This window comes from Citricoccus nitrophenolicus, assembly GCF_047305825.1.
Taxonomy (GTDB): domain Bacteria; phylum Actinomycetota; class Actinomycetes; order Actinomycetales; family Micrococcaceae; genus Citricoccus; species Citricoccus nitrophenolicus.
This window is the reverse complement of sequence record NZ_CP063070.1, coordinates 1-13,012: the sequence shown is the minus strand read 5'-3', so window position 1 is coordinate 13,012 and position 13,012 is coordinate 1. Positions and strand designations below refer to the sequence as shown.

Annotated in this window: 12 protein-coding genes and 1 other RNA gene; 6 read left to right on the top strand and 7 right to left on the bottom strand. The window is 68.8% G+C overall.

Annotated features, from left to right (window positions below; all coding sequences use genetic code 11):
- The first annotated feature begins 82 nt into the window (after positions 1 to 82).
- Entirely contained in the window at positions 83 to 685 is a 603-nt protein-coding gene (def, locus tag IMT31_RS00065) for a peptide deformylase (RefSeq protein WP_345361996.1), read from the top strand.
- An 84-nt stretch (positions 686 to 769) separates the two neighbouring features.
- Here the strand turns inward: def and IMT31_RS00060 are convergent, their stop codons facing one another.
- Entirely contained in the window at positions 770 to 2,224 is a 1,455-nt protein-coding gene (locus IMT31_RS00060) for a glyceraldehyde-3-phosphate dehydrogenase (protein ID WP_413543352.1), read from the bottom strand.
- Between the two features lie 360 nt (positions 2,225 to 2,584).
- Here IMT31_RS00060 and IMT31_RS00055 point away from each other — a divergent pair, with 360 nt between their 5' ends.
- Entirely contained in the window at positions 2,585 to 4,582 is a 1,998-nt protein-coding gene (locus IMT31_RS00055; RefSeq protein WP_413543351.1) for a BCCT family transporter, read from the top strand.
- Positions 4,583 to 4,684: 102 nt separating this feature from the next.
- Here IMT31_RS00055 and rnpB read toward each other — a convergent pair.
- Positions 4,685 to 5,078, bottom strand: an RNA gene (rnpB, locus tag IMT31_RS00050) — RNase P RNA component class A.
- A gap of 60 nt (positions 5,079 to 5,138) precedes the next feature.
- Here rnpB and IMT31_RS00045 point away from each other — a divergent pair.
- Positions 5,139 to 5,945 (top strand): peroxide stress protein YaaA, encoded by an 807-nt coding sequence (locus tag IMT31_RS00045; RefSeq protein ID WP_345362005.1) that lies wholly within the window; start codon positions 5,139 to 5,141, stop codon positions 5,943 to 5,945.
- 55 nt (positions 5,946 to 6,000) lie between these two features.
- Here IMT31_RS00045 and IMT31_RS00040 read toward each other — a convergent pair whose 3' ends face one another.
- From IMT31_RS00040 to IMT31_RS00030, 3 genes are read right to left on the bottom strand one after another with little or no spacing between them, the layout of a single operon-like run.
- Complete coding sequence (locus IMT31_RS00040; RefSeq protein ID WP_345362008.1) at positions 6,001 to 6,987, bottom strand: reverse transcriptase-like protein; 987 nt, start codon at positions 6,985 to 6,987, stop codon at positions 6,001 to 6,003.
- Positions 6,988 to 6,989: 2 nt separating this feature from the next.
- A complete protein-coding gene (locus IMT31_RS00035; protein WP_413543350.1) occupies positions 6,990 to 7,769 on the bottom strand; it encodes a zinc ribbon domain-containing protein in 780 nt (259 codons plus the stop codon).
- A 10-nt stretch (positions 7,770 to 7,779) separates the two neighbouring features.
- On the bottom strand, positions 7,780 to 8,649 hold the full coding sequence (locus IMT31_RS00030) for a Nif3-like dinuclear metal center hexameric protein (RefSeq protein ID WP_413543349.1): 870 nt from the start codon (positions 8,647 to 8,649) through the stop codon (positions 7,780 to 7,782).
- A gap of 57 nt (positions 8,650 to 8,706) precedes the next feature.
- Between IMT31_RS00030 and msrA the strand changes: the two genes are divergently transcribed.
- From msrA to epsC, 3 genes are all read left to right on the top strand, one after another.
- On the top strand, positions 8,707 to 9,306 hold the full coding sequence (msrA, locus tag IMT31_RS00025; protein ID WP_413543348.1) for a peptide-methionine (S)-S-oxide reductase MsrA: 600 nt from the start codon (positions 8,707 to 8,709) through the stop codon (positions 9,304 to 9,306).
- Positions 9,307 to 9,419: 113 nt separating this feature from the next.
- Positions 9,420 to 10,301, top strand: coding sequence for a cysteine synthase A (gene cysK / locus IMT31_RS00020; protein WP_378109341.1), 882 nt, complete (start codon positions 9,420 to 9,422; stop codon positions 10,299 to 10,301).
- A gap of 35 nt (positions 10,302 to 10,336) precedes the next feature.
- Entirely contained in the window at positions 10,337 to 10,921 is a 585-nt protein-coding gene (gene epsC, locus IMT31_RS00015; protein WP_345362020.1) for a serine O-acetyltransferase EpsC, read from the top strand.
- Between the two features lie 170 nt (positions 10,922 to 11,091).
- On the opposite strand, the gene gndA is transcribed toward epsC, so the two are convergent.
- The gene (gndA, locus tag IMT31_RS00010; RefSeq protein WP_345362023.1) at positions 11,092 to 12,570 is read right to left on the bottom strand and encodes an NADP-dependent phosphogluconate dehydrogenase; all 1,479 of its coding nucleotides are present in this window, start codon (positions 12,568 to 12,570) and stop codon (positions 11,092 to 11,094) included.
- Between the two features lie 124 nt (positions 12,571 to 12,694).
- Positions 12,695 to 13,012: a hypothetical protein gene (locus IMT31_RS00005; RefSeq protein ID WP_345362026.1), complete on the bottom strand. Its 318-nt coding sequence runs from the start codon at positions 13,010 to 13,012 to the stop codon at positions 12,695 to 12,697.

Below are 13,012 nucleotides of genomic sequence, written 5' to 3'. Positions count from 1 at the left end.
GCCCTGACCCACCTTGCCGTTCGCTAGAATCGGCGGGGCGTCCGGAGCGAGGCGCCACTGCAGCGAAGGAGTCCAGACCGCCATGACAGTCCGTCCGATCACCATCCACGGGGAGCCCGTCCTACACCGCAGGTCGGCCGAGGTCACGGAGATCACCGGGGAGATCCGCACCCTCGTGGCGGACATGATCGAGACCCAGGACGCGGCCCACGGGGTGGGGCTGGCGGCCCCCCAGGTGGGCGTGGGGCTGCGGATCTTCACCTGGGCCTTCGACGACTCCGGGGAGGCCCCGCCCCGCGGACACGTCATCAATCCCGTGCTGACGCGAATCGGCAGGACCTCCCAGGAGGATCCCGATCCGGACGAGGAGTCCGAGGGCTGCCTCTCCGTTCCCGGATACAGCTTCCCGCTCAAGCGTTCCGACCACGTGCGGCTGACGGGGATCAGCGTGGAGGGGACACCGATCGACTTCGAGGCCACCGGGTGGTTCGCCCGGGTCATGCAGCATGAGTTCGACCACCTCGACGGTTACCTCTACATCAACCGCCTCAACGGCCGGTGGACTCGCCGGTGGAAGAAGTCCCTGCGCCGCGAGGGCTGGACGGTGCCCGGGAACACGTGGCTGCCCGGCGTGGACGTCGACCCCTTCGGTCACGACGAGACAGACGCCGCGAACCCCGTCTAGAACGACGTCGGCCGGTCACCTCCCGCGGGAGGTGACCGGCCGACGTCCTGGTTCAGGGTGAGGGACCGGGATCCGGAACTCCGATCAGCGCTTCGGGAAGACCGGCATGGCGTCCCCGGCCATCTTCTCGATGACGCGGACGACCTGGCAGGAGTAGCCGAACTCGTTGTCATACCAGACGTAGAGCACCGCGTTCTTGCCGCCGTTGACGATGGTGGCCAGTCCGTCCACGATCCCGGCGCGGTTCGACCCGACGAAGTCCGAGGAGACGATCTCCGGGGAGTTGATGTAGTCGATCTGATTGCGCAACTCACCGGTCAGGGACTCGTTCCGCAGCCGGGTGTTGAGCTCGGCCACCGTGGTCTCCTTCTGCAGGGCCAGATTGAGGATGGCCATGGAGACGTCCGGGGTGGGCACGCGGATGGCGTTGCCGGAGAGCTTGCCCTGGAGCGCGGGCAGCGCCTTGGCCACCGCCTTGGCGGCACCGGTCTCGGTGATGACCATGTTCAGGCCGGCGGCGCGGCCGCGGCGTGAGCCCTTGTGGAAGTTGTCCGTGAGGTTCTGGTCGTTGGTGTAGGCGTGCACGGTCTCCACGTGGCCGTAGTCGATGCCGTAGGAGTCGTTCAGGACCTTCAGCACCGGGGTGATGCCGTTGGTGGTGCAGGAGGCGGCCGAGAGGATGGTGTCCTCGGCGGTGACATCCTGGGTGTTGACGCCGTACACGATGTTCTTGATCTCGCCCTTGCCCGGCGCGGTCAGCAGGACCTTGGACGCACCCTTGGCCTCCAGGTGCTGCCCCAGCCCGGCCTCATCCCGCCAGCGGCCGGTGTTGTCCACCACGATCGCGTCCTGGATCCCGTAGGAGGTGTAGTCCACGCTGGCCGGGTCATTGGAGTAGATCACCTGGATGACCGTCCCGTTGGCGGTGATCGTGTTGTTCTCCTCATCCACCGTGATGGTGCCCTCGAAGGGACCGTGGATGGAGTCGCGGCGCAGCAGGGAAGCCCGCTTGACCAGGTCGTTCTCAGAGTTCTTGCGGACCACGATCGCGCGCAGCCGCAGCGCGGAGCCACCGCCCTCATGAGAGAGGATGATGCGGGCCAGCAGTCGGCCGATGCGGCCGAAACCGTAGAGGACCACGTCCCGCGGCGTCTCGACACCCTCGCCGCCGCGGCCGGCCACGTCCGCCAGCTCGGCGTCCAGGAAGGCCTGCAGGTCGCCGCCGGCGGAACGGTAGGCGGCCGCCATCCGGCCCAGATCGATCGAGGCGGCTCCCAGGTTCATGCCGGCCAGGGCCTGGACCATGGGGTAGGTCTCCTCGACCGGCAGCACGGCCTCATCGATCTGGCGGGCATAGCGGTGCGCCTTGATGATGTCGATGACGCCCTTGTGGATGAGCTGGCGGCCATAGATGCTCGTGATCACGTTGTTGTCCCGGTACAACGAGCCGATCAGCGGAACCATCCGCTCGGCCAGCTCCTCCCGGTGGTTCCAGGCGGTGCGCTGGTCTTGCGCGGTTCCGTTGGTCTTGTCTGCCACGGTTGGTCCTTCCCTCATGCCCCTGCCTCCAGGGGGCGACTGCGCTGTCGCTACCGGGTGCCGGTAGGCCCCAGGTGTTCGGACGGTCACGGCCCGTCCCGGCCACAGCCGCGCCCGGATGGCACACGGCGGTGCCCAGTCTAGTGAATTCCCCGAGGTCCCCCGCTGCAGTGCGGCCGGGGAGGACACATACGAAAGTGTGGCCTTAAACACCGTCCGTCGGCGGGCAACTGCTGACACCCATGTCATTTCTTGTTTGACTCTTTCCACCACCTTGCTGAAAGGTGGCTGGGAACCGACGTTTAGGACCACCGTCTCCGCACCTGTGACGGATCCAACGTCTGACCAAGAGAGGCAACCATGTCGAGTTCGGACCACGAACCCACGATCACAGCGGACGAACCGCCCACGCCAGCCACCGATCCGGCGTCTGGCCCCGAGGATGGCCGGGAGTACGTCCCCCCGTCGGCCCGGATTCAGGAGACCGATTCCGACGGCGAGGTCACCGAGAAACTCAAGCGCCAAGGCGTCCGCCTGGGCGCCGGGACCATCGCACCGGCCGTGTTCTGGCCGTCGCTGATCCTCATCGCGGCGGTGGCACTTCTCGCGATGTTCACCCCGGAGTCGACCGGTACCGTGCTCTCGAACTTCCAGGGCTGGATCACCACCAACCTGGGCTGGTACTACATGCTGGCCATCGGCATCTTCATTGCGGTGGCCCTGGTCATCTGTTTCTCGAAGTTCGGCAAGATCACCCTCGGACGCGACGGTGAGAAACCGGAGCACGGGGTATTCTCCTGGTTCGCCATGCTCTTCGCCGCAGGCATGGGCATCGGTCTGGTGTTCTACGGCGTGGGCGAGCCCCTGGGCTACGCGACCGTCACCCCGAAGCCGGGCTGGCCCGGTACCGAGACCGTCGACGGTGTCACCTCCATCCTCCCCGGGCAGGAACACGCCGTCGCCATGCTGGGCATGGCCCAGACCTTCGTGCACTGGGGACTGCATCCCTGGGCCATCTACGCCATCATCGGCTTGGCCGTCGGCTACGCCATCCACCGCCGCGGCCGCCCGGTGTCCATCCGCTGGGCACTGGAGCCGATCCTCGGCGACCGCGTCAAGGGCTGGATGGGCGACATCATCGACATCTTGGCCATCTTCGGCACCGTCTTCGGTATCGCCACCTCACTCGGCCTGGGTGTCCAGCAGATCGGCGCCGGGCTGAGCGCCATGGGCATCATCGAGACGCCTGACCAGACCCTGTTGATCGTGTTGATCATCATCATCACGCTCCTGGCGACCCTCTCGGTCGTGTCCGGCATCGGCCGGGGCATCAAGTGGTTGTCCAATATCAACCTCTCGATGGCCGCGATCCTCGTGCTGTCCGTGCTCCTTCTCGGCCCCACGCTGTTCCTGTTCCAGAACCTGGTCCAGTCCATCGGCGTCTACCTGGCCGAGGTCCTGAACATGACCTTCGACGTCGGTGCCTACACCGGCGAGGCAGGCGCCGCCTGGGGCGCCGGCTGGACCATCTTCTACTGGGGCTGGTGGGTCTCCTGGGCTCCCTTCGTGGGCGTGTTCATCGCCCGCATCTCCCGGGGCCGGACCGTCCGTCAGTTCATCGCCGGCGTGTTGCTGGTCCCCACCCTGGTCGGCTTCATCTGGTTCTCGATCATGGGCGGCACCGGGCTGTGGCGCCAACTGTTCTCGGAGGATCCGCTCGTGGAGGAGGGCGCCGAGTCCCTCGGCGTAGAGGCGGCACTGTTCGACGTTCTGGGCGGGCTTCCACTCGGCGGCGTGCTGTCCGTGATCGCGATCGCCCTGGTCGCCATCTTCTTCATCACCTCGTCCGACTCCGGTTCCCTGGTCGTGGACATGCTCGCCTCCGGCGGACACCCGAATCCCCCGATCTGGTCTCGGATACTGTTCGCCTGGCTGGAAGGCGCCCTCGCCATCGGCCTCCTGGTCGCTGGCGGGCTCGGGGCCCTGCAGGCCGCATCCATCGCCACGGCACTGCCGTTCAGCATCATCCTGTTGGCCATGTGCGTCGCCATCATCAAGGCCTTGAAGCAGGACCAGGACGTCCTCGACGCCCGTGAACGCCGACTCCGGTACGAACAGCTCAGTGAGCGTCTCTCCGAAGACTTCGACGACGCCTTCGGTGATCAGGTGGATGACCGCATCGACTACCGGATCTCCCGCACGAGTGGTCTCTTCGACCGGCAGCGGGTTTCAGGAGCGGGTGGGACCGCCACCCGGACCGCGGAGCCGAGCACGGCGCAGGGCACCGGACCGGAAGCCGGGCCGTCCCGTGGCCGGTTCGGCCGGCGCCGCAAGGACGGCCAGGAGGAGGAGAAGTGACCTAACCTCTCCCCTCCTCCTGGGGCGTTCACCGCTCCCAGACGACGGGAACCCCCGGAAGGCCAGGCCTTCCGGGGGTTCCTTGTTGCGCACGAAGCGTGTGGGACAGGCTGGCTTGTACGCCGGGTTCTGTACCGGGAGCGGTCACCCACTTCCCAGCGACGGCCATCCATCTAGGCCCGCCGTTGCCGGCGGGCTCGAGCAGCCAACCCGGATGCTCGGGCGGGCAGCCCTCGATCACATCCTGTTCGGCCTTGCTCCGGATGGGGTTTACCGAGCCGATCCGGTCACCCGGACCGCTGGTGGTCTCTTACACCACCCTTTCACCCTCACCGGGCCCGCGCCGGTGTGACACCGTCACGGACCAGGCGGTCTGCTTTCTGTGGCACTGTCCTGCGGGTTGCCCCGAGTGGGCGTTACCCACCATCCTGCCCTGTGGAGCCCGGACGTTCCTCACGGCGCCACAACCGGCGCCCTGCGGCCGTCCGCCAGCCTGTCCCGACGTCCCAGTCTACGTGGGTCCCGAGCCTGCCGCGCACTGGTTAGGCTGGATACCGTGTTGATCCTGTTGCCGCCCTCCGAGGGCAAGTCCGCTCCCCGCACCGGCGCACCCCTGGATCTGGAGTCCCTGCTGTTCCCTTCCCTGGCCGGTGAGCGCACCACCGCCATGGGCTTCCTCTCCTCCGCGTCCTCCGCACCCGATGCCGCTGAGGTGCTGGGCGTCGGAGCATCCGTGCTGCATGATGTGGAAGCCAACAAGGTCCTCTTCGACTCCCCCACGGCGCCCGCCCACAAGGTCTTCACGGGGGTCCTCTTCGATGCCCTGGACTACGCCTCGTTGCCCGAGTCCGCCCGCCGGAGGGCTCGGGAAAACGTCCTGGTCTTCTCCGGCCTGTTCGGCGTCCTGGCCCTCGGTGATCGCGTCCCGAACCACCGGCTCTCCGTCACGGCCAACCTGCCGGGACTGGGGCGCATGTCCAGTTGGTGGAAGCAGCGCCTGACCCCGTCCCTGGACGCCCTGGCCGAGAACGCCGGGGTGATCGTGGACTGCCGCTCTGGGGGCTACGTGGCCCAGTGGCGTGCTCCGGCCGGCCTGACCGTCACCGTCGACGTCTTCCAGATCCGTGCGGGCCAGCGCACGGTGGTCTCCCACTTCGCCAAGCACACCCGCGGCTTGGTGGCCCGCGAGCTGCTGCTCGCCGGCAGCCGCGTGGTCACCTCCCCCGAGACCGCCGCCGAGGTGGTGGCCACTGCCGGCAGCACGGGAGGACCTCACGAGTGGACCGTGGACCTGGTCCCCGCCTCAGGCCGGAAGCACGCCAGCCTGCAGGTCACCCTGCCAGAACAGCACACCACCGTGTGACCGCACGTCTGAGCTCATTCCAGCCAGGCCGGGTGGGTGTCAGGCCGGGCTGGTGTCAGGCGGGGTCCGCCACCAGCTCGATCTCGAAGCCGTCAGGCCCCTCGAGGTAGGCGGCATAGTGACTGCGCCCGCCGGCGAAGGGGTGGCGGTCGGCGAACATCAGGGTGAAGCCCCGTTCCCGGGCGGCCGCCGTCAGTGCGTCCACCTCCGCACGGCTGCCCGCGTGGAACGCCAGGTGATTCAGCCCGGGCCGGAGCCGGTCATGCCGGCCCCGCGTCACGTCCGGCCCCGACTCCAGGACCAGGTACTCTCCCGCCCCCTGGTAGCTCGTGCCCTCGGACCACTCCCCGCTCACCGTGTAGCCCAGCTCCTGGAACAGCCACCCGAGGCTCGCCCGGGCCTCGGCCAGCTCGGCGACCCAGATCTCCACGTGGTGCAGCCGCCCCACCTTCCGTGCGGGCCCGGCCTCGGCCGGCCCGGCGGCTCCGGCGGCTCCGGCGGGCGCAGCTTCCGCGACCGGTGCCTCCTGGGCGAGGGGGCCGGCGTCGTGTGTTCCGGCGGTGCCCTGCCCGGCCGCGACGCGGATGCCGGAGGAGGACTTCACCCAGGAGGTGCCGCTGGCACCGGCGTCCATGGCCTCGTTGGAGAGCAGGTCCGCGTCCTTGTTGCGCGCCCGCGGAATCCATTCGTAGGTGACCTGGCCGGGCGGGAGCAGGCCCCTGGCCTCGGCCGCGAGCTTCTGCATGTCGGCGTGCTTGATCTTCCAGCGGCCACTCATCTGCTCCACCACGAGCTTCGAGTCCATCATGACGTGGACGGCCGCCTCCGGGTCGATGGACCGCGCGAGCCGCAGCCCGGCGATGAGGCCGGAGTATTCGGCCACGTTGTTCGAGGCCCTGCCCAGCGGCTGGGCGTCGATGTCCAGCACGGCGCCGGTGGCGGGGTCGCGCACCAGGGCCCCGTAACCGGCCACGCCCGGGTTGCCGCGCGAGCCGCCGTCGGCCTCCACCTGCAGGGTCCGTGGGGTGTTGCTGGTCGGCACGCTCACCGCTCCTGTTCCGAGTGTTCTGTGGGTGCGGTGTCCCCTGCCGCGGCGCGGACCAGGATGGCCCCGGAGTCCGGGCAGTACACGAGCGTCTGGGGCTCCGCCTGCTCGATCTGGGCCAGGTCTGCTGGACTGATCGGCATGCCGGAGGCCTCGGAGGTGTTGCCGACCAGCCGTGCCGCACCGATCCCGCCGTTGCGCTCCCGGATCTTGTCATAGCGGGCCACCAGATCCTCCGGCAGGGTGGCCGCCAGTGCCTTGCGCCGACCGGTCAGATCGTTGCCCTCGGTAGCGACGGCGGCTGCCTCCCCCTTGACGTGGGCACCCCGCTCCTGGGCGGCGGCGCGCGCGGCGGCGAGGTCCTGCTGGGCCTGGGCATCGGCGTTCTCGGCCTGTTCGGCGGCCTCCATGGCCTCCAGCTCGGTGCCCTCGTGCTCGTCCTGCAGAGATTTGAGGGTGTCCAGCTCGTGCATCATGTTCTCGAGGTCCTTGGCGGAGCCCTGGCCGGCGTCGAGACGAGCCTGATTGCGGTCCCGCCGGGTCTGCACCTCGGCCACGCGGGCCTCGGACCGGCGGACCTCCTCGCGGGCATCCTCCAGCGCGGCAGCGGTCTGCTCAGCCGTGGCCTGCTGATCGGCCAGAGCCTGTTGCAGTCGGGCGTACTCGGGATCCTGCCGCAATTGCTGCATGCGGTGCCGGGCGCGGTCCAGTGCCGTGTCCAGCTGCTGAAGGTCCAGGAGCCGGACCTGGTCGGCGGGTGATGCGGTGGTGATGCTCATGGCGGGCTCCTCAGCTGCCGGGGGTCAGGACGAAGTCCCAGGGGTCGGTGTTCTGACCGCTCACGGCGATCTCCACGTCGAAGCCGCTCTCGGCCAGCAGGGTGTCCAGCGCCTGGGCCGCGGCGGGCAGCCACAGCCATTCGCTGCCGAAGTGGGAGACTTCCACGAGGTAGGGGCGGCCGCCGGTCAGCCGGGCGGCCTCACGAAGTTCGGAGGCGGGGTGATGGCGCAGGTCCGCGGTGACGAAGACATCCGCTGCGGAGGCCCGGACCGCGTCGAACAGGCTGTCCCCCGCCCCTCCGCAGACGGCCACCCGCTGCACGAGTCCGTCCCGGTCCCCCGCCACGCGGATCCCGCCGGCCACGGCGGGCATGGCGCTGAACACGCCGGCGGCGAACTCGGACAGGGGCAGCGGCCCCTCCAGGTTGCCCACCCGGCCGAGGCCCTCCTCCGGCAGCCCGTCCCGGGCGGGGGCCAGTGGTACCGCGTCCTGTAGGCCGAGAATGTCGGCCAGGACGTCGGAGACCCCGCCCACGGCGGAGTCGGCATTGGTGTGCGCGGTCAGCAGGGCGCACCCGCCCTCGATCAGGGTGTGCACGATCCTTCCCTTGTATCCGGTGGCGGCCACCGAGTTCACGCCGCGCAGCAGCAGCGGATGGTGGGTCACCAGCAGCTGCGCCCCGGCGCCCACGGCCTCCTCGACCACGTCCTGGACCGGGTCCACGGCGAAGTGGATGCGCTCGACCGGCTGTTCGGGTCGGCCGGACACCAGCCCGGTGGCGTCCCAGCCCTCCGCGAGCGAGGCCGGCCACAGCTCCTCGAAACACTCCAGGACCTGGGCCAGGGTCGGGATCCGGGTTCTCTGGGTCTGCGCGCTCATGAGGCCATTCTGCCTGAGACGGGAATGAACACGGGCGAACCGGTGCTGTAGGCGAATGTGAGTGATCATGAGAACACCCCCGCCGCCCCCGAACACCGGCAACCATCCCCGCGGGTCCTGACCGTGGCCGGCGGCTGCTTCTGGTGCCTGGACGCCGTCTACCGGAGGATCCGGGGCGTCACCGCCGTGGAGTCCGGCTACACCGGCAGCCAGTGGCCTGACCCGGACTACGAGTCCGTCTGCACCGGCCGCACCGGCCATGCCGAGGCCGTGCGGGTGGCCTTCGACGAGTCCGTGGTCAGCGCGGACATGATCCTGGACCTGTTCTTCACTGGCCACGACCCCACCACGCTCAACCGCCAGGGCCATGATGTGGGCACCCAGTACCGCTCGGCCCTGTTCGCCGCGGACACCGCGGACGAGGAGTTGTTCCGTGCCGCCATCCGGCGGAACCAGGAGAACTGGGCGGACCCCATCGTCACCACCATCGAGCCACAGGCCACGTGGTACCCGGCCGAGTCCTTCCATCAGGACTTCTACACCAACCGTCCGGACGTCGGGTACTGCCACGTGATCATCACGCCGAAGCTGGCCGCTGTGCGCCGACGTTACTCCTCATGGCTCGTGGAGCCCTCCGAGTCCGTCGGTCTGTCCTAGGCTGGACCGGAGTACAGCTCCGCCCACGTCACCCCTCATCCGCTGTCGAAAGGAATACCACTGTGGCCATTCTGAACAACATCACCGAAGCCATCGGCAACACGCCGCTCATCATGCTCAATCAACTGACCGAGGGCCTGCCCGGCAAGGTGGCCGTCAAGGTCGAGTTCTACAGCCCGGCGAACTCCGTGAAGGACCGCATCGGCCGCTCCATCGTGGACGCAGCCGAGGCCTCCGGTGAGTTGCGCCCCGGTGGCACCATCGTGGAGGGAACCTCCGGCAACACCGGCATCGCCCTGGCCATGGTGGGTGCGGCCCGCGGGTACCGGGTCATCCTGACCATGCCGGAGACCATGTCCAACGAACGCCGCGTCATGTTGCGTGCCTACGGCGCCGAGATCATCCTCACCCCGGGTGCCGACGGCATGCGCGGTGCCCTGGAGAAGGCCCAGCAGGTGGTCGCCGAGTCGGACAACGCCATCTGGGCCCGTCAGTTCTCCACCCAGGCCAACGTCCAGGCCCACTATGACACCACCGGCCCTGAGATCTGGGCCGACTCAGAGGGCTCCGTGGACATCCTGGTCTCCGGAATCGGCACCGGGGGCACCGTCACGGGCGCGGGGCGCTATCTCCGCGAGCAGAAGCCCGGGGTCGGGATCGTGGCCGTGGAGCCCGCCGACTCCCCCATCCTCTCCGGCGGAAAGCCGGGTCCCCACAAGATCCAGGGGCTCGGCGCGAACTTCGTCCCGGAGGTCCTGGACACGGAGATCTACGACGAGGTCTACACGGCCTCCCTGGAGGAGTCGGTCTCCGTGGCCCGGACCATGGGGACGCGGGAGGGCATCCTCGGTGGAATCTCAGCCGGCGCCATCGTGTCCGCCGCCATCGAGGTGGCCAAGCGCGAGGAGAACCGGGACAAGCTGATCGTGGCCATCGTCCCGGACTTCGGCGAACGCTACATCTCGACCGTGTTGTTCGAGGACATCCGCAGCTGATCAGCCGGTCCATCCCAGCTATCGAAAGGCCTGAAGTGGGTTTCCTGTCCCGACTGAAGGAAGACATCTCCAATGCCCGCAGTCATGACCCGGCCGCGCGCGGCGACGTGGAGGTGGCGGTGGTCTATTCCGGATTGCACGCCATCTGGGCTCACCGGCTGACCCATCGGATGTGGCAGGTCGAGAAGCTCAAGACCCCGGCCCGCATACTGTCCCAGGCGACCCGGACGCTGACCGGGATCGAGATCCATCCCGGTGCCACCATCGGCAGGCGCTTCTTCATCGACCACGGCATGGGCGTGGTCATCGGCGAGACCGCCGAGATCGGCGATGACGTGATGATCTACCACGGCGTCACCCTCGGCGGCCGGTCCCTCGAGCAGGTCAAACGCCACCCCACCCTGCGCAACGGCGTGGTGGTCGGCGCCGGAGCGAAGGTCCTCGGTCCGGTGGAGATCGGCGTGGGCTCATCCGTCGGCGCCAACGCGGTGGTCGTCAAGGACACTCCCGCTGACGCCATCGCCACCGGGATACCCGCCACGTGGCGCCCCCGGGCCCCCAAGGAGCACCAGGCGGCGGTGGACCCGGCGGAGTACGTGGACCCCGCCATGTGGATCTAGCCCAGACCACCCCAACAGGTCACCCCAGCACGACGTCGGCCGGCACCCTCCAGCGGAAGGTGCCGGCCGACGTCGTGCTGGCGGGTTCTCCCCGGTCCCGAGGCAAAGAGTGACGAACGGACGTCACTCTGGTGGGGGTCAGGTCACTTTGCGCCTGAGGGGCGGGGTGATCAGGCCTCGACCTCGGAGCGGTCGCCGGACCACAGGGTGTGGAAGGATCCGTCCCGGTCCACCCGGCGGTAGGTGTGGGCACCGAAGTAGTCCCGCAGTCCCTGGGTCAGGGCGGCGGGCAGCCGGTCGCGGCGCAGCCCGTCGTAGTAGGACAGAGCCGAGGAGAACACCGGCACGGGCACGCCGGCTGATGCTGCGGTGGCCACCACGCGGCGCCAGGCCGGCAGGGCGACCGCGATCGCCTCACGGAACTCGGGGGCGAACAACAGATTGGCCGGCTGGCCCTCGGCCGTGGTGCCCGGCTCCGGGTGCCGGTCCGTGTCCCGTCCGCCGTAGGCCTTCATGATGACGTCCAGCAGCTCGGCCCGGATGATGCAACCATCCCGCCACAGCGAGGCGATGGTGCCGAGGTCCAGGGACCAGCCGTACTCCGCGGCCGCCGCGGTCAGCATGTCCAGGCCCTGGGCATAGGAGACGAGCTTCGAGGCGTAGAGCGCCAGGCGCACGTCCTCCACGAAGGCCTCGCGGTCCGCGTCCACCGGTGGATTCACCGGATCGGTCCCGGCGGCCAGTACCTGCTGGGCGGTGGCGCGGATGGCCGGCTGACTGGAGAGGGAGCGGGCGAAGACCGACTCGGCGATGGCCCCGATGGGCGATCCCAGGTCCAGTCCGGAGATGGCGGTCCAGCGTCCGGTGCCCTTCTGGCCCGCCTGGTCGGCGATCACGTCCACCAGCGGCTGACCGGTGGCACCGTCCACGTGGCCCAGGACCTCGGCGGTGATCTCGATCAGGTAGGAGTCCAGTTCCGTGGTGTTCCACGCGCGGAAGATGCCGGCCTGCTCGGCGGGCTCGATCCCACCGACGGAGCGCAGCAGGTCATAGGCCTCTCCGATGACCTGCATGTCCGCGTACTCGATCCCGTTGTGGACCATCTTGACGAAGTGGCCGGCACCGTCCGTGCCGATCCAGGCGCAGCAGGGATCCCCCTCGTAGTGCGCGGAGATCTTCTCCAACATCGGGCCGAGGGCGGCGTAGGACTCCTCCGGTCCGCCCGGCATGATGGCGGGGCCGTTCAGTGCGCCCTCCTCGCCGCCCGAGACACCGATGCCCACGAAGTGAAGATCCTTGGCGGCCAGCGCGGCCTCGCGCCGGCGGGTGTCCTCGTAGTGCGAGTTGCCGGCATCGATCACGATGTCGCCCGGCTCCAACAGGGGTACGAGCGTCTCGATCACACTGTCCACGGGCCCGCCGGCCTGGACCATGATCAGCACCCGCCGCGGCACCGCGAGGTTCTCCACCATCTCGGCCAGGGTCTCGGTGGGGATGAAGGTGCCGTCCTGGCCGTGCTCTGCCACCAGGGCATCGGTGCGGGCCCGGCTGCGGTTGTGCAGGGCCACGGTGTACCCGTTCCGGGCGAAGTTCCGGGCCAGATTGGCCCCCATGACCGCCAGTCCCGTGACGCCGATATCAGCCTTCATGCCGTTCCTTCCGAGGAGCTCCAGTTGCGCATCCCAGCCTACGGGACCGGCCGGTGCCGTGCGCCCGCTCCTGGGGTGGGGCAACCCTCAGCGCCTCCCGGGACCGTCGCCACTCAGGGAGGGATCACAGCCAACGGTGACCGATTCCGTAGGAATAGTAGCCGCGGTTGCAGCCCGTGGTGGCCCCGATGGACATTCCCGGCGGGCTGATCCGGAAGGATTTGGAGCCCGATGAGCCCTTGCCACCCCACCAGTTCTTACACGTCCAAGAGAGGGTGACCATGACCGGGGCGTCCGTGTCGCAGTTCGCGGAGTAGGTCCCCTGACCCGGGTACCCCCGGCAGTCCAGGTCCCGCGCTTGAGCCGGGGCCGCGGCCAGAGTGGACCCGGCCAACACTCCCAGGGCCACGGCAGCTCCGGCGATCCTCTTCTTCCACATCAT

Excerpts from the sequence above, each read along its gene's own strand:
- gndA (WP_345362023.1), bottom strand. The coding sequence starts at position 12,570 with ATGAAGGCTGATATCGGCGTCACGGGACTGGCGGTCATGGGGGCCAAT.
- def (WP_345361996.1), top strand. The coding sequence starts at position 83 with ATGACAGTCCGTCCGATCACCATCCACGGGGAGCCCGTCCTACACCGC.
- IMT31_RS00035 (WP_413543350.1), bottom strand. The coding sequence starts at position 7,769 with ATGAGCATCACCACCGCATCACCCGCCGACCAGGTCCGGCTCCTGGAC.
- IMT31_RS00030 (WP_413543349.1), bottom strand. The coding sequence starts at position 8,649 with ATGAGCGCGCAGACCCAGAGAACCCGGATCCCGACCCTGGCCCAGGTC.
- IMT31_RS00055 (WP_413543351.1), top strand. The coding sequence starts at position 2,585 with ATGTCGAGTTCGGACCACGAACCCACGATCACAGCGGACGAACCGCCC.
- cysK (WP_378109341.1), top strand. The coding sequence starts at position 9,420 with ATGCTCAATCAACTGACCGAGGGCCTGCCCGGCAAGGTGGCCGTCAAG.
- IMT31_RS00005 (WP_345362026.1), bottom strand. The coding sequence starts at position 13,012 with ATGATGTGGAAGAAGAGGATCGCCGGAGCTGCCGTGGCCCTGGGAGTG.